General features: G+C 56.2%; 22 protein-coding genes. 2 read left to right on the plus strand and 20 right to left on the minus strand.

What is annotated here, in order from left to right; genetic code table 11:
• Positions 1–55: 55 nt before the first annotated feature.
• The 4 genes from IPM59_07110 to IPM59_07125 form a co-directional block, all read right to left on the minus strand.
• Entirely contained in the window at positions 56–1,789 is a 1,734-nt protein-coding gene (locus IPM59_07110) for a carbamoyltransferase (protein MBK9215357.1), read from the minus strand.
• A gap of 134 nt (positions 1,790–1,923) precedes the next feature.
• The gene (locus tag IPM59_07115; protein ID MBK9215358.1) at positions 1,924–3,744 is read right to left on the minus strand and encodes a long-chain fatty acid--CoA ligase; all 1,821 of its coding nucleotides are present in this window, start codon (positions 3,742–3,744) and stop codon (positions 1,924–1,926) included.
• Positions 3,745–3,843: 99 nt separating this feature from the next.
• Positions 3,844–4,242, minus strand: a complete 399-nt coding sequence (locus IPM59_07120) for a MaoC family dehydratase (GenBank protein ID MBK9215359.1) — start codon at positions 4,240–4,242, stop codon at positions 3,844–3,846.
• A 6-nt stretch (positions 4,243–4,248) separates the two neighbouring features.
• The gene (locus tag IPM59_07125; protein ID MBK9215360.1) at positions 4,249–5,814 is read right to left on the minus strand and encodes a YifB family Mg chelatase-like AAA ATPase; all 1,566 of its coding nucleotides are present in this window, start codon (positions 5,812–5,814) and stop codon (positions 4,249–4,251) included.
• Between the two features lie 89 nt (positions 5,815–5,903).
• On the opposite strand from IPM59_07125, the gene IPM59_07130 reads away from it, so the two are divergent.
• Positions 5,904–6,218, plus strand: coding sequence for a divalent-cation tolerance protein CutA (locus IPM59_07130; protein MBK9215361.1), 315 nt, complete (start codon positions 5,904–5,906; stop codon positions 6,216–6,218).
• Here the strand turns inward: IPM59_07130 and IPM59_07135 are convergent.
• The 16 genes from IPM59_07135 to IPM59_07210 form a co-directional block, all read right to left on the minus strand.
• Positions 6,215–8,467: a S8 family serine peptidase gene (locus IPM59_07135; protein ID MBK9215362.1), complete on the minus strand. Its 2,253-nt coding sequence runs from the start codon at positions 8,465–8,467 to the stop codon at positions 6,215–6,217. The two genes, IPM59_07130 and IPM59_07135, sit on opposite strands and share 4 nt — an antisense overlap.
• A gap of 96 nt (positions 8,468–8,563) precedes the next feature.
• Positions 8,564–9,367, minus strand: coding sequence for a TIGR00730 family Rossman fold protein (locus IPM59_07140; protein ID MBK9215363.1), 804 nt, complete (start codon positions 9,365–9,367; stop codon positions 8,564–8,566).
• 2 nt (positions 9,368–9,369) lie between these two features.
• Positions 9,370–10,131 (minus strand): enoyl-ACP reductase, encoded by a 762-nt coding sequence (locus tag IPM59_07145; GenBank protein ID MBK9215364.1) that lies wholly within the window; start codon positions 10,129–10,131, stop codon positions 9,370–9,372.
• Positions 10,132–10,214: 83 nt separating this feature from the next.
• Entirely contained in the window at positions 10,215–10,973 is a 759-nt protein-coding gene (locus tag IPM59_07150) for a hypothetical protein (protein MBK9215365.1), read from the minus strand.
• A 129-nt stretch (positions 10,974–11,102) separates the two neighbouring features.
• Complete coding sequence (locus tag IPM59_07155) at positions 11,103–12,038, minus strand: sugar kinase (protein ID MBK9215366.1); 936 nt, start codon at positions 12,036–12,038, stop codon at positions 11,103–11,105.
• An 80-nt stretch (positions 12,039–12,118) separates the two neighbouring features.
• Entirely contained in the window at positions 12,119–12,499 is a 381-nt protein-coding gene (locus tag IPM59_07160; protein ID MBK9215367.1) for a VOC family protein, read from the minus strand.
• 126 nt (positions 12,500–12,625) lie between these two features.
• On the minus strand, positions 12,626–13,069 hold the full coding sequence (gene bamD / locus IPM59_07165) for an outer membrane protein assembly factor BamD (GenBank protein ID MBK9215368.1): 444 nt from the start codon (positions 13,067–13,069) through the stop codon (positions 12,626–12,628).
• A 33-nt stretch (positions 13,070–13,102) separates the two neighbouring features.
• Entirely contained in the window at positions 13,103–13,978 is an 876-nt protein-coding gene (locus IPM59_07170) for an S-methyl-5'-thioadenosine phosphorylase (GenBank protein ID MBK9215369.1), read from the minus strand.
• A 48-nt stretch (positions 13,979–14,026) separates the two neighbouring features.
• Positions 14,027–14,929, minus strand: a complete 903-nt coding sequence (locus IPM59_07175) for an MBL fold metallo-hydrolase (protein ID MBK9215370.1) — start codon at positions 14,927–14,929, stop codon at positions 14,027–14,029.
• Between the two features lie 4 nt (positions 14,930–14,933).
• The gene (locus tag IPM59_07180) at positions 14,934–16,403 is read right to left on the minus strand and encodes a peptidylprolyl isomerase (GenBank protein MBK9215371.1); all 1,470 of its coding nucleotides are present in this window, start codon (positions 16,401–16,403) and stop codon (positions 14,934–14,936) included.
• A gap of 74 nt (positions 16,404–16,477) precedes the next feature.
• Positions 16,478–16,894 carry a methylmalonyl-CoA epimerase gene (gene mce / locus IPM59_07185; protein MBK9215372.1) on the minus strand — a complete coding sequence of 139 codons (417 nt, stop codon included), beginning with the start codon at positions 16,892–16,894 and terminating at the stop codon, positions 16,478–16,480.
• 146 nt (positions 16,895–17,040) lie between these two features.
• Positions 17,041–17,985 (minus strand): methylmalonyl Co-A mutase-associated GTPase MeaB, encoded by a 945-nt coding sequence (gene meaB, locus IPM59_07190; GenBank protein MBK9215373.1) that lies wholly within the window; start codon positions 17,983–17,985, stop codon positions 17,041–17,043.
• 53 nt (positions 17,986–18,038) lie between these two features.
• Positions 18,039–18,227 (minus strand): type II toxin-antitoxin system HicA family toxin, encoded by a 189-nt coding sequence (locus tag IPM59_07195; protein MBK9215374.1) that lies wholly within the window; start codon positions 18,225–18,227, stop codon positions 18,039–18,041.
• Positions 18,228–18,230: 3 nt separating this feature from the next.
• Positions 18,231–18,464: a type II toxin-antitoxin system HicB family antitoxin gene (locus IPM59_07200; protein ID MBK9215375.1), complete on the minus strand. Its 234-nt coding sequence runs from the start codon at positions 18,462–18,464 to the stop codon at positions 18,231–18,233.
• Positions 18,465–18,541: 77 nt separating this feature from the next.
• Positions 18,542–19,012, minus strand: coding sequence for a DUF664 domain-containing protein (locus tag IPM59_07205; GenBank protein ID MBK9215376.1), 471 nt, complete (start codon positions 19,010–19,012; stop codon positions 18,542–18,544).
• Between the two features lie 382 nt (positions 19,013–19,394).
• Complete coding sequence (locus IPM59_07210) at positions 19,395–20,540, minus strand: acyl-CoA dehydrogenase family protein (GenBank protein MBK9215377.1); 1,146 nt, start codon at positions 20,538–20,540, stop codon at positions 19,395–19,397.
• A 72-nt stretch (positions 20,541–20,612) separates the two neighbouring features.
• Here IPM59_07210 and IPM59_07215 point away from each other — a divergent pair, with 72 nt between their 5' ends.
• Positions 20,613–21,050 carry a CoA-binding protein gene (locus IPM59_07215; protein MBK9215378.1) on the plus strand — a complete coding sequence of 146 codons (438 nt, stop codon included), beginning with the start codon at positions 20,613–20,615 and terminating at the stop codon, positions 21,048–21,050.
• Positions 21,051–21,083 lie beyond the last annotated feature (33 nt).

Below are 21,083 nucleotides of genomic sequence, written 5' to 3' on the forward strand. Positions count from 1 at the left end.
CGCTCACGGCAAAGCACCGCCTTGCCGCAAATAGAGCGGCAAGCCGCAGGAAGGGTCAACCATCCTTCTTACAAAAAAACGAGCCGATCACGAGCACGTCCATCTTTGTCCGCTGAAAGCACTCGATCGCCTCTGATGGTTTACAGACGATGGGCTCATTCTCGTTAAAGCTTGTGTTAAGGATCACCGGAATACCTGTCTTCTTTTCGAACGCCGAGATCAGGTCGTAATAGATCTGATTCTCGTCGCGGGCGACCGTCTGAAGGCGGCCTGTGTCATCGACGTGATTTACGGCCGAGAGCCGCTCGCGCCATTCGGGCCTTATTTTATACACATGCAGCATGAACGGCGAGGGATAGTCCTGCTCGAAGATCTCGGCCTGTCGCTCGACCAGCACTGACGGTGCGAACGGACGGAACGCCTCGCGGTGCTTGATGCGGGCGTTAAGGATGTCTTTCATGTTAGGAAAGCCCGGATGCGCGAGGATCGATCGGTTACCCAACGCACGCGGGCCCCATTCCATCCGGCCCTGGAACCAGCCGATGACGTTGCCGTTCTTGACCTCGTCGGTGGTGGCGTCGATCAATTCCTCGCGGTTTAGTTCGCGATAGGTAACGCCATAACGGTCGAGTTCGGGTTTAACCTGTTCGTCAGAATACTCGTCGCCGAGATACGCGTCGCGCATCACCCAGCGTTTGCCTTCTTTTAGGGTGACATTTGACGCGTAAAGTGCGGCACCAAGAGCTAGGCCGTCGTCGCCTGCGGCGGGCTGAATACAGTGCTCGGTGAAAGGCGTTTCAAGAAGCGCCTTTCCATTCGCGACGCTGTTTAGCGCACAGCCGCCGGCCATGGCCATGCGGCTGCTCTGAACGAGCGAATGCAGGTCGCGGAGCACATGCATATAGTATTTTTCAAATATCCGCTGTAGCCCGAACGCTACGTCCATGTCCCGCTGCGTTATCTCGGCATATGCCTCGCGCGGTGGTCCGAGCTCATTGATGAACTTGTCCGAATAGAGTCGGTGGACGATCATCTCACCATCGTCGGTGATCTCCATTCCTTGATTTGCTCCGAAGGGCAGGAAGTATTCGGGATTCAATTCAAAGCTGTTCTTGCCGGTGCTCAGGATGCCCTCGAAAAAGTCGGCATAAGTGTCCTCGCCCAGTGGTGCGAGTCCCATGACCTTGCCTTCGTCGCCGTATTTCGGATAGCCGATGAACTGGCAAACGGCGGTGTAAAGTGTCCCCAGCGAGTGCGGCACGAACACCCGTTTTAGCGGCCGGATCTCGTCGCCAACGCATTCGCTCACCAGACACGACACAAAATCGCCCGATCCGTCGATAGTAATGCCCGCCGCGTGATCCCATTCCGAAGCAAAATACGCACTTGCCGTGTGGGCGAGATGATGTTCAATGTTGTGTGTCTGGAATTTAAGACTACACGCGTCAACGCCGCATTCGGCGGCGATGAGCGATTTCATATCGTCAAATGTCTTGCTCTTTGAGCGAATACGGGCGAGATTCAGCAGCCGTGACGGATTCTTGATCGCAAATTCGAGTTTCTTATGCAGATTCGCCGACGAATCCCGCCCGACCGCGACGTGATCGACATCTGCCAGCGTCAGGCCCGCCATTTCGAGGCATTTCAGGATCGAAAGACGCGGAAAACCCGCGAAGTACTTGACGCGATTCAGTCGTTCCTCCGCGATAGCAGCAACAGGCATTCCGTCAACCAATATTGCGGCCGACGAACCCGCGTGGAAGGAATTGACTCCGAGAACTACACTCATTCTTACAGCGGAAGGGGCCCTTGCGGCAAAAGGATAAATCTACATTACGACGCGCACTTTAGCAAAGACGGCGGATCGGTGTTGCCGGCGATCGCGATCTGACTCAAGGCACGCCGATCTCCAAATCGCGAGATTCAACTGCCGCAGATGTCGTCGATCTCGTCGGAGTATTTTTCGTCGATGACGCTGCGTTTGATCTTGAGCGTTGGCGTCATTTCGCCTTTGTCGATGGAGAATTCGCGGGACAATAGAAATACGCGCTTGACGCGTTCGTAGTCGGAAAGCTCGCGGGTGAGGGCGACGGCGTCTTGCTGGACGCGTTTGATAACGGCGGCGTCCGACGCAAGTTCCTCGCGTGGGCGAGAGGTGTCAGTATTGTCCTTCAGATCATCCTTGAGGGCGTCCCATTCGGGAACGATTAGGGCTCCGACCTGTTTGCGGCCCGAACCGACGACGACGGCTTGGGAGATGAGTGGGCTTTGCTTGAGCAGACTCTCGACCTGCTGCGGGGCGACGTATTTGCCGTTTGAGAGCTTGAACAGGTCTTTGAGCCTATCGGTGATGTAGAAATGCCCGTCCGTATCCACGTAGCCGACGTCGCCCGTGTGGTAATAGCCGTCAGAATCGAGAGCGGACGCGGTCGCTTCGTCATTATGATAGTAGCCGGTCATCACATTGCGGCCGCGGATAAGTATCTCGTCCTGCGCCCCGATCTTCATCTCGATGCCGTCAAAGGGAGTTCCGATCGAGCCGACCTTGTTGTCGTCGGGGCGATTCGCACAGACGATACATGCCTCGGTCATCCCGTAGCCCTGCAGGATCGGGATGCCTGCGGCCCAGAAAGCGAAACTGAGCTTTTTGCTGAGCGGAGCGCCGCCCGAAACGAAGAAGCGCAACGCTCCGCCAACTCCTGCCCGCCATTTCGAGAACACGAGACGGTTAGCGACGGCATGCTTTGCGGCGAGTGCGGGCGAGATGCCCTCGCGGTTGTCCTTTGCAGCCCAATACTTCTGGCCGACGTCGAGCGACCAGTCAAAGAGGCGTGTTTTCCAGCCGCCCGCAGCCTTACCCTTTTTGACGATCTTATGATAGACCTGCTCAAAAAGGCGCGGGACTGCCGTCATGATCGTCGGCTTGACCTCAGCGAGATGCGATGCCAACTGGTCAAACGCCGCACAGTAGTGGATAGAGACGCCGTTTGCACAGAGCACGTAAAAGACGGTGCGCTCAAAGATGTGGGACAGTGGCAATACGGCTAGGCTGCGATCTGAACTCTTTATCGGCAGGCCCTTTGAGATCGCGACGATGTTTGAGACGAAATTGTCGTGCGTCAGCATAACGCCCTTTGGTTCTCCCGTCGTGCCCGAGGTGTAAATGATCGTCGCGAGGTCGTCAGTCTGAATTTCTGCCAGTGAACGCTCAACGATGTCGGCATCGATCTTGCAACGCTGGTCGGCCGCCGCCTCGACATCAGCAAGGCTGAAGGCTCGGCTGTCAGCGACATTCTCCTCTGCGTCAAAGAAGATGAGCCTTTCGAGGCTCTCGACGCTCACGAGTGCCTGCTCGGCGTGTTTCCAGAGCTTTTTGCCGGAGATAAAGAGCATCCGGGCACCGGAATTCTCGAGGATAAAGCGTATCTGCTCGACGGCCTGAGTGGTGTAGATCGGGACATTAACAGCCCTGAGGCTCAGTATCGCGAGGTCCACAAGCGACCATTCGGGACGGTTCTCGCTGATGATCGCGATACGGTCGCCGGCCTTCACGCCCAATGCCGCAAGACCCATGGCGATGCGTTTTACACGCTCGACGACATCGATGCCGTTGAGGTGATTCCAAACGTTGTCGATCTTAAACGCGAGCGCATCGCGCTTGTTGTGGCGAGTGAACGACTCGAAACAATAGTGCGGTATCGTCTGTGGGATCCGGTCGAAACCGGCTAGGTTCTCGGCGACCATGAATAGCCAATTCTACCAAAGAGTGCCCACGAAAAACACGAAAGGCACGAAAGGACGGCCTCACTTTTAGTGTTTTTCGTGAATTTCGTGCGTCATTTCCTAGGGCAAGATCATCACGGCGGCTTCGCCTTTGACGGTCGTCTCGCCGTGCTGGTTGGTGCAGACGGTGTCGAGAAAGACGATACCGCGTTCCTCACGGATCTTAGATACGGTTGCGGTCGCGGTGATCGTATCACCGAGGAATGTGGGTTTGATGAATTTGAGAGTTTGCGACAGATAGACGATCTTGCGTTCGGCAAACTCGTGTCCGAGAACGGCCGAGATAAAGGCGCCGCTCAGCGCACCGTGCGCTATGCGACGGCCGAATTGCGTCTTGGCCGCAAACTCGTCATCGAGATGTATCGGGTTGTAGTCGCCGGAAACCTCGGCAAACTGACGGATCAACCCATCCGTGATCTCGCGGGTCGTTGAAAAGGTATCGCCTAGTTTCAAGTCCATCTTGTTCTACATCCAGTAGTTGCGGTCAAGGGAACGGTAGTTTATCGCCTCGCTCAGGTGCTCTGCTTCGACATTTGAGCATCCTGCCAGATCGGCGATCGTGCGGGCGACCTTGAGAATGCGGTCGTGGGCACGGGCGGAGAGGCCTTGGCGGCGCATTGCGTTTTCGAGAAGCTGCTCGCTGGTGTCGTCGAGTACGCAGAATGTGCGAATCTGCTTTGGCGACATTGCAGAATTCGAGAATATGCCCTCGCCGCTGAATCGCGAAAGCTGCACCTCGCGGGCACGCATTACGCGGCTGCGGACCTCTTCACTGGAGTCACCTTCAGGAGCCCCCTTACCGCGGAGCTCATTGAACTTTACAGCGGGCACGTCAATATGGATATCGATGCGGTCCATCAATGGGCCTGAGATCTTACCGACGTATCGTTGGATCTGCATCGGCGAGCATTTACACTCGCGGCTCGATCCGAAGTACCCGCACGGGCATGGGTTCATGGACGCCACAAGCGTGAAGTCTGCCGGAAACGTCAATGACGTTGCCGCCCGCGAGATCGTCACGGTCTTATCCTCCATCGGCTGGCGAAGCACCTCGAGAACGCTGCGATCGAATTCGGGCAGCTCATCGAGAAACAGAACGCCGAGGTGAGCGAGGCTGACCTCACCGGGCTTGGGAATCGATCCTCCGCCGATCAGACCGGCCTGGCTTACGGTGTGGTGCGGTGATTTGAAGGGCCGCTCGATAACAAGTCCGGCCCGGCCCGTGAGGCCGGCGACGGAATGTATCTTGGTAATCTCGAGCGCCTCTTCAAATTCAAGCGGCGGCAGGATCGTCGGCAGCCTTTTGGCAAGCATCGTCTTGCCTGAGCCGGGCGGCCCGATAAAGAGGATGTTATGCCCGCCGGCCGAAGCTATCTCGAGAGCCCGTTTGGCCGTCTGCTGACCACGAACCTCATTAAAATCGACTCGGTACGTGCTCGTATCGGCCTGCAGATCTGAGATGTCGAGCTTGACCGGCGGCTCTGACGTATTGCGGCCGGCGTCAAGGTCGCGGGCGATCTCGGCGGCCGAGCGAAGGTCTTTGACTGCGTAAACATTGACATCCCGGACGACAGCGGCTTCGCGAGCATTCTCTTCAGGGACGATAAGGTTGGCGATATTTGCCTCGCGCGCTGCCAGGGCGATCGACAATGCGCCCCTGACCGGGCGAACGCGGCCATCGAGCGAGAGTTCGCCGACGCTGAGCGTATTGGATATATCACGGCCGTCGGTCAGATCGCCGTTTGCGCCCAGAATACCGAGGGCGATCGGCAGATCAAAACTCGCGCCTTCCTTACGAAGATCGGCAGGGGCAAGGTTGACGGTGATCTTCTCGGGCGGGAAGAAGTACTTACTGTTCGTGATCGCCGCGCGGATCCGCTCACGCGATTCGCGAACGGCGGTGTCAGGCAATCCGACGATCGTGATCTGCGGCGATTGATCATTGTCCGACCGAGAACTGAGGTTCACCTCAATGTCGACGATCAGCGCATTGATGCCGTAAACGGTCGCCGACTGCGTTAGGAAGAGCATAGCCGCAAACTATTACTGGAGCGTTTGCAAGTCTATCGTATTTGACGATGCAAATAAACCTTACACCTGCGTAGGTTATAATTACGTGCATGATAGTAGTGATTACGACCGTTGCCACCTCCGCCGATGGCGAGATGCTGGCTGAAACGATCGTCGAGGCCCGGCTCGCGGCGTGTGTGCAGGTGCTGCCCCAGATGACGTCATTCTATATCTGGGATGGTGCCGTCCAACGCGAGCCTGAACACTTGCTGTTGATAAAGACGACGGCCGATAGGTGGGACGCCTTGCACCGGTTGATCACCGATAACCATAGCTATTCGGTGCCCGAGATCGTTGCCGTAGATGCGGCTAACGTCTCGGGCCCATATAGGGAATGGTTGGAGGCGGCGGTAAGGCCGGATTAATCTCCCTTTTCGAAGCGCATGCGGCTGCGTGCACCCGGAGCAAGGGGCCCGCTCACAACCAGCGCGTAGTCGGCATCCATCTCCGGCGTTTCGGGGCGAGCATCGGCAACGATCTCAGAAGCGATGATCTCGACCGTCCACGTGCCGACCATCGGCCTCTCGATAAAGACATTCTCCACCGTGTCAACGATATTTCCAGTTCCGCCCGGCGTCGAATACATGCCGCCACCGACACCAAGGCCGTTATTGCCCCAATAAATGGTGCCGTCCGGCGCCGTGACCTTCATTGTGAGATCGTTGATCCGGGCCCGAGTAGCGCCGGGGCTACCCATCGGATCGGCGTAAACCATCGTGAACTTGAGCGGTGCACGCAACGATTCTGCAGTGACAACGACCTGGTGCGTCTTTGTCTGAAGGTTGGTCAGCGGGAACGTCTCGTTGACGATAAAGATGCTGCCACGCAGCTTATACAGATTGGCCACATTCGCACGCCCAAAGCCCTGTCTGACACGTGTAACGTCAGTTCCCGGAATGGTCATGTCCCACTGTTCGGCAGTATTGATCATCACGGCTTTAGCCGTCGTCATATGCGGACGTGAATCGAAGACCGTCGGCCCGGCCGCTGAATTTCCAAAAATGCGATTGTGCCACATCTGAAAAAAGAGCCCGAAGTGTCCGGCCGTGATCGGCGTAGCGGCGCTTGTGCCGCCAAACGACGACGTGTAAGCCGTATCATTCGTGCTTGTTGTGGTGAAGACGCTATCGTAAAAGTAAGCCAGCTCCGGCTTAAGGCGTCCGTCGGCAGCGGGGCCCACACTCGCGCCGCTCTGCCATCTATCGTCGGTAAACGAAGCGGTATTGAAGTGCCGGATACCGCCGATCGAGACGACATTCTTCGCCCACGCCTGCGGTCTCGAGTTCTGGCTGCCGGCGTTGCTCTGCGAATTGAGCAGCGTGAAATCATTAAGGAAGAGGATGTCGTCCATCTCGGCCGAGATTGTCGTGTATTGGGTCGTCAGAGCACTGCCCCAGCTATTCGACTGATAGACGGCCTTGTAGGGATCTTGCAGGAGTTCCGCAGTATGCGTATAGCGGTTCGTCAACTGTGAGTAGGCTGCGATAATGCCTTGGGCCTCGGGCAGCATTCCCTTTCCTTGAGGGTTGGCGGTGCCGCGACCAAAATTAATGCCATAGGTTGCCGTGCCGTGGCTATCGACACCAACGGTTCCGTGCAGGATCGGCGGCCCACCGGCTTGAAAATCGGCATGGGTCGTGCGCAATCCTCCGTCCATCACCTCGGCTCGCACGCCCTGGCCGCGATAGCCGGCAACGCTGTCCACAATATTCGCACCGCCGACGGCCCTGACGATGTCCATATCATGCTCAGGAGCGGACCAGCGGTCGATGAAGAGCACCTTTTCGTGATGTGCGATCTCAAGCAGTTGCTCGCCGGTGAGGGTAGCCTCCATCCTGAGCCCTTCAGGGATAATGTTATCAACCGTTCCGCCTACTTGCCTGACAAGAGACCCAATATCATTCTGTGTATCGGCCCCACGCTCGACAGCCATGATGTTGTATCGCTCAGGGCCGAGCCGTGACGGGTCAGAGGTGAGTTGGCTGACGAGAACCTCCTCGAGACGGTATGCGGGCTCGTACTTGCCCACCCAGCGAACCGACGGAAGGTTCGACACGGCCGCGAACGCCATATCATCCATCGAAACGAGATATGCGTAGTTCGGGAGGTAAATATGGACCTTTGCACCGGCCGCGGCCATCTGGCTGAGATCTGCATCAAGCGGCTGCGCGGCAAACTGAACGATGAACGCACGTTCCTTCGTCGAGCCATCACGCCGAGAACTCAGCTCAGACGCAACCGTTGGCAGCCTCTCAAGCGGATCAAACTCCGCGTAGCGAAGCATCAGTTTGTAGTCTGCCGGTGTCATTCGCGCGAACGATTTACCATCAAGGCTGATCGCATAGAAATGTTCGCCGCCTGCGGTCCATATCACGGTGCGGGCAGTCGAATCAGGGTATGAGGTCATTCGGGCCGCACTGATGGGAGCCGACGACCTGTAAACTTCGCCGATACCGTCCGCGGACAGAATCGACATTTCGGCATCCTGTGCGACACTGAGGCCTTTGCCGACGACGGCCGCTCCGCTTGTGTGAGTGTTGAATACCACGGCAAACGAGATCGCCAGCCCTATAACTATCGCCACCGACAGGAGGCGCAAGCAAGTCTTAATCATACATCCTTCCTCAAAACAAAAATTTGGAAACAAGCATACCCGATTCGTCCCTAAACCCAAAGCCGCTAGCGCGCAAATCCCGATCCCATTTCAAGCTCAGGAATCGCCGTTATCGATTCCCGCGTAACAGGTCTTGATGATGAAATCCACCGCGTCCCGTGGCGAATCGGTCAGGTGGATCAGGCTTAGGTCCTCGGCATTTATCATCTTTTCATTGAGCATCGTGGACGTAAGCCATGCCAGCAGGCCGCGCCAATATTGAGATCCGAACAGCACAACGGGGAAATTACGGATCTTGCGCGTCTGGATCAGCGTAAGTGCCTCAAAAAGCTCGTCCATCGTCCCAAAGCCGCCCGGAAAGATAATGTACGCATTGCTGTATTTAATGAACATCGTCTTGCGGACGAAGAAATATTTGAACCTGTGTGAGCGGTTTTGGTAGCGATTCGGCATCTGTTCGAGCGGCAATTCGATATTGCACCCTATCGAAACGGCCCCGGCCTCGTGCGCACCGCGATTAGCGGCTTCCATGATGCCGGGGCCGCCGCCCGTTATGATCTCAAAGCCGGCGGCGCCCAGCAGATATGCTGTCTGGCGTGCATCTTCATAATGCTTGTCGCCCTCGCCCGTGCGGGCAGACCCGAAGATCGAGACTCCGCGGGTGACCGTGGCAAAATCATCAAATCCGCCGATCACCTCGCCCATGATGCGAAACACCCGCCATGAATCCGACGTTCTGTAATCGTCCTCAGGCTTTGGCGAGCGCAGCAGGACCTCGTCGTCAGTGAGTTTCCAATAGCCCTGAGCGACCTCCAGTTCCTTTGCCTCGGCAACGGTCTCCGGCTCGCCGCCGGTCTTGCGGTTTTTTGACTTCGTCTTCTTGTCCTCGGTTACTGCCATGTTCAGATTCCCATGATGTTGTAGCCGCAATCGACATAGATCGTCTCGCCCGTAATGCCGCTTGCGAGGTCGCTGACCAGGAACAACGCTGTGTTGCCTACCTCGCCGGCGGTTACGTTTCGCTTCAATGGCGATTTTTCGCCGACATAACTCAGAAGCGAGCCCATGTTCTTTACGCCGCGAGCCGACAAGGTGTTGATCGGGCCGGCGCTGATCGCGTTTACGCGGATATTGTTCTTGCCGAGGTCGGCGGCGAGGTAGCGAGTTGACGCCTCAAGCGCGGCTTTTGCTACGCCCATGACGTTGTAATTCATCACGACCTTTTCCGCACCGTAGTATGTCATCGTCACAATCGATCCGCCGTCTGCCATCAGCGGGGCAGCAGCGAGAGCGACCTGCGTGAGCGAAAAGGCACTGATCTCGAGTGCCGTTGTAAATGCCTCGCGCGTTGTGGCGATGAATTCGCCCTCGAGCGCCTCGCGGGGAGCAAACGCTATTGAATGCACGACAAAGTCGAGCCTACCGTATTTTGCCTTAACGGCATCAAATGCAGCATCGACGGTCGCCTGGTCACTTACATCGCACGGCACGACGAGCGAATCGTCGAGCGTGCCGGCGAGTTCCTCGACATTCTCCTTGAGCCTCTCGCCCTGATAGGTGAAAGCCATCCGAGCTCCGTGCTCAGCACACGCCGCAGCACACGCCCAAGCTATCGAACGCTTATTAGCGACACCGAGGATCATTCCGATCTTGTTTTCTAACATAGGTTTTGGGTGTTAGGTGTTAGGTTTTAGGTGTTAGCTTTTTGGTCTAACACCTAACACCTAAAACCTAGCACCTAACGCTCCTATTCACTAACGTAAACCTTTTGCAGCATCTCAAAATCGAGCATCCTGATGTCGATATCGACGGGCGTGTCTGTGAACCGGCGCGTTGTCAGGACACCGCGAAGCTGTTCTTCCTCGTCGTGAGTTAGCTGCGTGACGAGGACCAGCATTAGTTTGAGCCGCAGGCGGCTCTTCATATCGGCGAGATTTTTCTTTGCCATGGCCGCTTTCTTGAGCATCGACTCGATCTTTTCCTGCCGCACGTCGGGCACGACGAGGAACGCTACCTCGATGCAGGTGATCAGGTCCTGATCGATCAGGATACCGTCAAATGGGATCTTCCCAATGCTGACGTGCCGCATCAGCGGCAGGTTCTCCTCCTGCTGAACCTGTCGCAGGGCCAGATCCTCGGCGACGATATACGCCGACAAGAGGTCGGGCAACTGATCGCTGCCGACATTGAGCAGCCGGGCCAATTCGCGCACTTCGACATTGACGTTCTGGCGCTGCACCTCGGGCATCGCGGCGTCCCAGCGGATAAATTTGCGGTCATCCAACGCCGCGAGCCGCCGGCTGTGCGTGATCTCGATCAGTATCGCGAGAATGAGGACGAGTATCGCCGCGACGACTAGCATTGCTGCGATCCAGTTCTGGTCGCGAAAGGCAAAGACCGCACCCGCCGCCAACAGAGCGAACAGCACCACGGCCGCCGCGATGAGCGGATAGTTGGTCTTGCGCCGCTCTACGCGGCTGAGCGGGTTTTTGCCTGAGCTTGCCATGAATTGCCTCCGGCTTTTGCTGGAGGTAACGATCCGGAAAATTCTCCGGCCTCAGCCGAAATTGGGCTAAAGCCCGAAGTTGTATTGACAGCCACCCTCCACCTAAGGGTGGCGGCAATTCAAAAAGCGTTAAGCTGCCGTTGCGCGTTCGAATGGAATGTCGTCAAAGTGCGTCATCAGCTTGAAGTCCTTGAATCGCTGATTGATCTCGGTGTAATTCAGTGCATCGACGCGCTCGGTGCCAAACTTCTCGACGTTGAATGACGCCATCACTGAGCCATAGACGCATGCCCGCCTCAGCACATCGTCATTGATATCGTTCTGGGCGGCAAGATAGCCCATAAAGCCGCCCGCGAACGTGTCGCCCGCGCCGGTCGGATCAAAAACGCTTTCGAGCGGATATGCCGGCGTCGTGAAATAGCCGTCTTTTGTAAACAACGTCGCGCCGTATTCGCCGCGTTTGATGACGACGGCCCTCAGGCCGTAGCCGAGGATCAACCGAGCGGCCTTATAGATGCTCGGCTCACCGGTCAACTGCCGTGCCTCCGCGTCGTTGATGATCATGCAATCGACGGCCTTGATCGTGTCTATCACCGCGTCCTTCATCGACGAGATCCAGAAGTTCATCGTGTCCATCGCGACAAATCTGGCGTCGGCGCACTGTAGGCGAACGTCCTTTTGCAGCGACGGCAGGATATTTGCGAGGAATAGCATATTGGCGTTCTTCGATCTATCGCTCAGCTTCGGCTGGAACGTCTCGAATACGTTCAATTGCGTGTCGAGCGTGTGTGCCGTGTTCATGTCGTAATCGTAACTGCCGCTCCAGAAGAACGTTCGCCCGTCCGGCACGACCTCGATATCGTCGGTATTGATCTGGTGCCGCCGAAAAACGTCCCATTCGGCCTCGCCAAAATCGCCGCCGACCACGCCCACGGCGTTCACCTCGGTAAAGAACGACGCGCTCAATCCAAAATGTGTCGCCGCACCGCCCAAAATCCGCTCGCGCTTGCCAAATGGCGTTTCCAACGCATCAAACGCGACCGATCCAACTACTGTTAATGACATAAATTTAAGAAGCCAGAATTCAGAAGCCAGAAATCAGAAAAAGGCTTCTCTGCTGACTTCTGAATTCTGATTTCCGACTTCTACGATTCTACACGCCACGGCGGATTTTTGCGATTTTCGCCGGCGTGGAAGAGGCATATTTTGTTGCCGTTAGGGTCTTCTAGGTATGCCTGACGCCAGAGCCATGGGCGATCGGTCGGGTCTTCGTCAAATTCGAGGCCGAGCGATTTGAGGCGTTCGACTTCTGCGTCGATGTCGTTGCATTCGAAGTAGAGAACGACATTATTCAACGGCGTGTGCTCGTGAAATTCGTTTACCGACAGCGTCGCCTCGCCGTCGGGGCACTCAAGCCGCGCGTATCGCGGCAGCGAATCGACGATCCGCCGCAAACCGAGCTTCTCAAAGAACTCGACCGTCTCGACCGTCTTGTCGGAATAGATCGTGACTTGGTTGAGGTTCATATGAATTGCCACTAGCTTTAGCTAGTGGACAGGTTCAATCAAAAAAGACCCGGCTTTAGCCGAATCTTTGGGCTAAAGCCCGGAATCATTTTGGGCATCTAACCACTAGCTAAAGCTAGTGGCAACTCATTTTCCCTTCATCTCCGCGAGCGTTTTCTCGGCGTCGCCCTTGAACTTACTCTCCGGATACTTATCAACGATCGTTGAAAGGTACGCAACGGCGTCGGCTTTGAGCTTTTCGGGGGCATATTTTTCCTTTTCACGCTCGCTCTTGAGATTCACCTTCTGCTTGCCCTTGCCCTCTGAGAGGTAATAGCTGCTCATGCCGGCGATGTAGAGAAACTCGTCGATCGCCGTAAACTCGGGATACGCCGCGTAAGTCTCTTCGAACCGGTCGATCACCGACTTGTACGCCTTTTTGAGCGGCGAAAAATACTGCTTCGCAACGTCGAGGTTATGCTTAGCATCCCGCTCCATGATGACATCCAGCACCGGTGCGACATTGCGCTGGGCTGAGGCCGATGCGACGAATAGGACGAATGCGACGAATATAAAGGCTACACGCTTCATAGAATGGTCAGATGATTCAATGTCGTCAATCGTTTACTTTGGCCGATACTTGCCGATGATCGCCTCCAGCTTCTTCGCCGTCGCTTCCGGCCAATGATCCGGGGCGGTGAAGATGGCGTTTTTGATGGCGTCGCGGTATTGGTTCGGCGTCTCTTTGGCGGCGAGGCGCGTGACGGCGTCTTTTAGGACGAGCTGGGCGTTGCGGACGTTCTTGTTGAGATATTCGACGACCATGTCGATGGTGACGGCGTCGTGGTCGGTGTGCCAGCAGTCGTAATCGGTCACGAGCGCGAGCGTCGCATAAGCGATCTCGGCCTCGCGGGCGAGCTTGGCCTCCTGCAGATTGGTCATCCCGATGATGTCCATGCCCCATTGGCGATAGACGTTGGATTCGGCGACGGTCGAGAACGCGGGCCCTTCCATACAAAGGTAAGTTCCGCCGCGGTGCGTCTTGACGCCGACTGTATTACACGAGGCCTCGAGAATGTCGCCAAGCTCATTGCACACCGGATGCGCAAACGTCACGTGCCCGACGATGCCTTCGCCAAAGAACGTCGATTCCCGTGCCCTCGCCCGCGTCCTGTCAAAGAACTGGTCCGGTATCACAAAATCCGTCGGAGCGTACTGCTCCTGCAAACTGCCCACCGCCGACACCGACAGGATGTACTCGACGCCCAGCAGCTTCATCGCGTAGATGTTCGCCCGGTACGGCACCTCGGTCGGCAAAAACTTATGCCCCCGCGCATGCCTCGGCAAAAATGCGACCGTCACGCCGTCCAGCTCGCCCACAATAAACGCATCCGAAGGCTCCCCAAACGGCGTCTCGACCGCCTGCTCCCTCACATTCGCGAGCTCCGGCATCTGATACAGCCCCGAGCCGCCGATTATTCCGATGTTTACTTTTTCCATAGTCATACAGGCGGAAACACGAGCAGTAGCGAGTGTGCCCCGTCGTATTTATTCAACCCTACAGGGCACACTCCCTACCGGTCGTGTTTCTGCCTGCTCTCTCACCGCAACTATTCTCCCATCAACCTCAACCAATCTCCCCAACGGCATCTCGACGTCATGATAAAAGTGACAGATCCAATTCTCTTCGACCGCTTGCGGCAGGATACGTTTTTTGAATTCCAGCGTCTCGGTCGGGTACAGGTCGTAGCTCATTATCCACGGATACGGCACGTGATGCTGCGTCGGGACCATGTCAAAGAAGCCAAATAACGTTTCGTCGCCGCGCGTGAGCTTTATCGTCTGCATCGTCTCACTGTGGCCGCGGACCGTTTCGACGATCAGGCCATCAACCGGTTCGTACCGGTCGGGCATTAGATCGAGCTGACGGCTTTCGATGAGCGGCTGCCAGTTCTCTGACAGGTAACTCGCCCGGTCGCGCTCGTGCGGCGATTCGGCTGCGGCAAACTCGCTTCTTGAAACAAGATAACGAGCATTTGGGAACACCGGCTTGAGTACCGCTTGCGTAAAACCACCCGCTACCGCAGGTGGTTCTGACGTATTGCCGCCGGCGTGGTCAAAGTGCAGATGCGTGTTGATCACGATATCGATCTCGTCGGCTGTGCTGCCGGTAATGTCAAAGAGCGTCTCGCCGAGCGGTTTCTTTCGGTCGATGCCGTAGATCGACCTTTCTTTCGGCGTCCATTTGTCACCCATGCCGGTCTCGATGAGGACCTTCTGACTGCCGGTGTCGATAAAGAGGCAGTTGCAGGTTAGCGTGACGCGGTTTTTGTCATCAGGCGGGAAAACTCGCTCCCAAAGAACGCGAGGGACGACACCGAACATCGCCCCTCCGTCTAGTTTGAACTCGCAGTCGGGGATTATCTCGACGCGATAGTCACCGATCTGCATCCGATCACTTCTTCTTAGCGTCCGGCTTTGCGGGCGGGGCCGGCTTGACCTCCACCTTTGGAGCACCGGGCGCTCCCGGTGCGGCCCCCGGAGGCGCTCCGGGCATCTGGGTCTGCTGCTTTTGCCTGAACTCTTCGAGCTGTGCATCCGTGACCTGCGGAATCTCAAAGTCCTCAGGTATCTGGACATTATTCGTAGCGATCAGCTCGTCGATCAGCTTTTTGTCCTTCTCCTCTTCGAGCTTGGCTTTGACGTAGTCCCTCAGCGGCATCTCGCGCGAATTCGGTTTGTCGGGATCCTTTACGCCGGTCGAGATCAGGATGTGACGAACGTCGTAGGTCTCGGTCGTCTTACCGTCCTTTTCCTGCGGTTCGAGCTTGCGTTCGAGCTTGACGATGTGAAAGCCATAGTTCGTCTCGACCAGCTCGGCTGCGACCTGCCCTGGCTCGAGGGCTAGGGCAGCGGCCTCGAACGCAGGGACCATTCGGCCCTTGCTCACGTCCTTGTAAAGCCCGCCCTGCGGCGTTCCGTCAACGCCCTTGTTGCCGGGATCCTCGGTAAACTCATTTGCCAGCGCCGCAAAGTCCTCACCGGCCTTTGCACGGTCGAGGATGCCCTGGGCCTTTTCACGCTTGGCGGCCGGATCGAGCTCGGGATGAGCGGCAATATACTCGTCGATCTCAGCGTCAGTGACCTTGGTCCGCTCGGCTGAAGCCTCAGCATACATCCGGGCGAGAAACTGCGCCTGCTGCAGCTTTACCTGAAGATATGTCTTATCAACGAACGCTTTATCGAGCTCACCGGAAGCGGCTTTCGCCTCAAATTCGTCGGTATAGATCCGCATCTTGGCGAACATCTCTCTCGCCTGCGTCCGCTCCTCTTCGCTGATCTCGCGATCCTTCATTTCAGGACTGCCGGCCTTCATGATCTCGATCTTGGAGTTGAGGTAATCGGTAAACTCTTCCTCGTGGCTGCGAGCTTCCTTATCACCGCCGAGGCCGAGTTTGCTCATCAAGCTGTCGAGAAAGCCCTGCTGCCCCGCCGGTGCTGCAGCTCCCCAGTATGCGTTGATCTGATCCTCTGTGATGAAGCCGAAAGGCGGCATCGGCCCTTTGTCCTTATTGATCTCGCGGTCGTAGTTGACAGCAATGACCTCGGCCTTGATGCTGCGGAGTTCCTGCCGGTTAGCTGACGAATCGGCCATGCCCTCGCGCTGTGCCTCGCTGGCAAAGGCTAACATCTGCTTTAGCCCCTCCATCTGCTTCTTGACCGTGTCGGGATCCTCATTCCAACGCTTGATCAGCATCGGATTGTTCTTGGCGACATCGGCCAGAAGCGATTCGACCTCTGCCTTCGAGATCGAATTGTACGATTCTGTCGCGTGTCCGCCGACTTTCTTTTTCCAGGCCACCAGGCCTACGCCGATCAGCAATATCACGCCGATCAGGATCAATGCTTTAGTTAGGTTATTCAATTCTCCGGTCCTCTCTTACTTGTATCTCCGCGTTAGCGCCAAACGGGCATAATAACAAAACACCGCCGATATCACTAATCCGCGCTGCCGTCCAGTGTCTGCACAAGTTCAAGCAATACGCCACCGGTTGAAGACGGATGTACAAATGCGACCAGACAGCCCTCGGCCCCGACACGCGGGGCCGCATCGATTAAACGCATGCCGCGGCCCTTTAGTTGCGCCAATGCGGCCTCGATATCGTCCACCTCGACGGCGATATGATGAATGCCGCTGCCGCGTTTCTCAAGAAATTTGCTGATCGGCGAGTCGTCGCTCGTCGGTTCAAGAAGCTCCACGCGGCTCTCTCCGATCGGCAACATTGCTACACGGACTTTTTGGTCCTCGACCGTCTCGCTATGGACGTGTTCCAGACCAAGAGCGTCCTGCCAGAAGGCGAGGGCAGCGTCGATATCCTTAGTTGCGATGCCTAAGTGGTTTATTTTCATACAGATAGATCCGAAACGACCATTCGGAACGCGTGCCGCCTGTTCCGGCCGTGTTCCACCCCTAGGCGGAACGCTGTAAACCATTGATATCAGTTAACTTATCACCTATTTTTCAGCGTGTTCCACGAATTTCGCGCAAAAAACAAGGCGCGTTACACATCTCCGCTCAAAAGTTCCTCTACCGCCGAATATGGGTCCGTCGTTTTGTCCGCAACCATAGCTGCAAGCTCGTCCAGCCGGTCGCTTGCCGCATTACGGTTTAGAAGATCATTTACGAGCCGTTCTCTCAGCAGTTCCGTCAGCCGCCAGCGGGCGATAGAGCGGCGTCGTTCGCTGTTTTTGCCTTCGCCGGCCTGAAATTCGAGATATTTCGCGATAGCAGCGGCGAGGTCGTCAATACCTTTGCTTTCGGTCGCGACGGTCTTGACGATCGACGGATGCCACATATCAGGGCGATGCGCAAGCGATAGCAAGGCCTCAAGCTCCTTTTGCGTGCGCAATACACCCTCGCGGTCCGATTTATTGATGACAAAAACGTCGCCGATCTCCATTATCCCGGCCTTTATCGCCTGAATGTCGTCGCCCATGCCGGGCACCAGCACCACGACCGAAACGTCCGCCGTCTTTACGATCTCGACCTCGTCCTGGCCGACGCCGACGGTCTCAACGATCACTTTGTCGAAACCGGCCGCATCCAATATCGCGACAGCGTCAACCGTCGCACGCGACAGCCCGCCCAGATTCCCTCGCGTCGCCATCGAGCGGATAAAGATATTCTTGTCCGTCCCAAGCGCCGACATCCTGATCCGGTCACCAAGGATCGCCCCGCCCGAGAATGGCGACGACGGATCGATACACACAATGCCCACTTTCTGGCCCTGATCCTTGTAATAGAGCGCAAGTTTATCGACCAGAGAGGACTTTCCGGCCCCCGGCGCACCGGTAATGCCGATGACCGACGCTCTGCCCGTCTTCGGAAAGACCGCTTTCATCAACTCCGCCGCCGCATCGCCGCCGTTCTCGACAAGCGTGATCGCGCGGGCGATCGAACGAGGTTGACCATGGAGGAGTTGTTTAAAAGATTCGCTTTTAGTCATTAACTATCAAGAATCTTCGCATTCTATCGATAAAGTTAAAAAGGCGAGCTCTCTTATGCTCGCCGAGGAACTCCAAGATCGTCACAGATCTTCTTTGCTAAGTATTCTTTGATCTCGCGGTGGCGCGGCACCGCGGTCATCTGCCCGCTCTTGGCGTTTTTGTAAACAGAGTGCTTTCCGCCTTCACGAAACAGGACACAGCCTGTCCGTTCAAGATGACGAACGAGTTCCGTTCTCTTCATTCGCTAGGCCGCCTCAAGTATCAGGTCCTCTTTGGTGGCTTTTGGGCTCGATGCGAACCTCTGTTCGGCGTCCTCGCGATAACAGTCCAGCAGCATCTCGACTGCATCCTTAAGATTCTCGCGAGTTTCAGCTAGAGTTTCGCCCTGAGTATTGGCTCCCGGCAATTCGGCCACATAGCCAATAAATCCACCTTCCTCAGCTTCCTCATAAATAGCTGTGAATTTGAGTTCGTGCATATTTCGAATTATATCTCACACGACGGAGAAAGCGCCGATAATCACCTGCGCTTCCAAAAAAGGTCAATGTTCTCAAACTACATCTGCCCTTCGTCGGCCGACGGCCCGTAGATCGACGGGACGGGGATGTCGTTGAGGCGGAGATAGACCGAAAGCTGGCCGCGGTGGTGGATGATGTGATTCATCACGAATGAGCGCATCACGGCGACCTTTGGCATGGTGAAATACACCTGATCGCCGTTGCGCATCGTCCAGTCGGTAAAGAAGGTCTCATCCGAGGTTGACGAAAGCACATCTTTTGCCTTTGCGACGTGATCGTCAAAGAACGCGAGCAACTCGTCCGTCGTCGACGGCTCGAAGGGCTTGAAATCGGCCGTCGCAAAATCGAGCACGTCCTGCGTCAGCGTCTCTTTTGTCCAGCCGAACATCTCGGCGACGTGAACGGCCAGCCGGCCCATCGTCATTGATTTTTCGTGCGGCTTCCAGTCGAACTTATCGGCCGGAACGCGCGAGAGACACTCACGTGCGACCTTTGCCTCATTGTCCATCTCCGCCAAAAACGCCGTCGCCAAACGGCCTGTACTTGTGCCTGTAGAACTCATAGTTTTTTCTCCTTGGGTTAGATCAGGGGGTGAGTTTAGCACAGTCGTTGCAGAAGTGCAACAGGTGAAACAGACAAGTTAGTGATTCAGTTTAGATCCAGCCATCGGAGATGGCGTAAGCATGTAGCCTAGGGCCATAAGCCCTGGGGAAGAGTGCGGAGCGATTAAAGAGCTATCGTAGATAGCGAGAGACGGCTTGTCGCCTTGTCGCCCGTTACACGGGCTTTTTTTATTACGCCTGCCTCCCCAGTCCTTGCGGACTGGGCTACATACCGACGCCATCTACGATGGCTATGAATTCAAACTAATCCGCCGTCAGGTACTTTGTTTAGAAAGCCTTAAGCAGGCTCTTAGCGATGACGACACGCTGGATCTCGCTAGTGCCTTCGCCGATGGTGCAGAGCTTTGAGTCGCGCCAGTATTTTTCCGCAGGGTAGTCTTTGGTATAGCCGTAGCCGCCGTGGATCTGGATGCCTTCCTCAGAAACGCGGACGGCGGTCTCAGAGGCGTAGAGTTTTGCCATTGCGGACTTTTGGGTTACAGGTTTGCCCGCGTCCTTCGTAGCAGCCGCCTGTAATGTGAGCAGGCGGGCACACTCGATCTGCGTGGCCATATCGGCGAGCTTGAACTGGATCGCCTGGAATTCGGCTATGGGTTTACCGAACTGCTGACGTTCTTTTGCGTATTTCACCGCAGCCTCATACGCCCCTTGCGCGATGCCGACGGACAGGGCAGCGATCGAGATACGGCCGCCGTCGAGGACCTGCATGCATTGGAGGAAGCCTTCGCCCTCAGTCCCGAGGAGATTTTCTTCCGGAACGTGGCAATCCTCAAACACCACCGACGCCGTTTCGCTCGCACGCATCCCAAGTTTGTTTTCCTTCTTATCGCCGCGAAAACCGTCCATCGATTTGTCAAAGATGAATGCCGAAATCCCGCGATTGCCCTTCTCTTTATCAGTTACCGCGACCGCGACGAGCGTGTTGCAGGCGAGCGCGTGAGTGATGAAGTTCTTTGAGCCGTTCACCGTCCAACCACCGCTTGAGCGAACGGCGTTCGTCCGCGTCCCCGCGCTGTCCGAGCCGGCCTGCGATTCCGTCAGGCCCCAGGCACCGAATGATTCGCCCTGCGCGAGCGGGACGAGATATTTTTGCTTCTGCTCCTCGCTGCCGAACATGTAGATGTGGTTCGAGCAGAGTGAATTGTGAGCCGCGACCGACAGGCCGACCGAGCCGCAGACGCGGCCGAGCTCCTCAATGATCGTCGCGTATTCGACATAGCCCATTCCGGCCCCACCGTATTCCTCCGGGAAAACAACGCCCATCAGGCCGAGTTCGGCGAGCTTTGGCCGCAATTCTTCGGGAAAATGCTGCGATTCATCCCATTCCATCACGCAGGGCCGGATCTCGCTCTCGGCGAATTCGCGGACGCTGTGTTTGATCTGTAGCTGCTCGTCTGAAAGTTCGAAGTTCATAAGGCGATATAACGATCCATTATGTTCGCATAACAAATAGTTTTACACAAGGATATTGTGTAAACTCGGTGTATGCACGAGAAGATACTGCGAACCGACGACGAGATCAGGCAATTATTGAGCGAGGTAAAGACGATCGCCGTTCTCGGCATCAAACCCGAAACCCACGCCGGACAGCCCGCGTTTTATGTGCCGAAATACATGGCCGATAACGGCTACGACATCATTCCCGTGCCCGTCTACTATCCAGAGGTTACCGAGATATTGGGAAAGCCTGTTTATCGCGATCTGAACGATATACCCGGTGAGATCGATATGGTCAACGTCTTTCGCCGCAGTTCGGACGTGGCTAAACACACGTTTGAGATATTGCAGAAGAAGCCAAAGGCCGTCTGGCTGCAACTTGGGATACGCGATGACGAGGCGGCTGAGAAATGGGCTGAGGCGGGCATCAAGGTCGTGCAGGACCTTTGTTTAATGGTCGAGCACCGCGCACTGATCGACGCTTAATTGGAACAGGATGCACAGGATTGACAGGATATC

The sequence above is a fragment of the Chloracidobacterium sp. genome (genome assembly GCA_016715795.1).
Taxonomy (GTDB): domain Bacteria; phylum Acidobacteriota; class Blastocatellia; order Pyrinomonadales; family Pyrinomonadaceae; genus OLB17.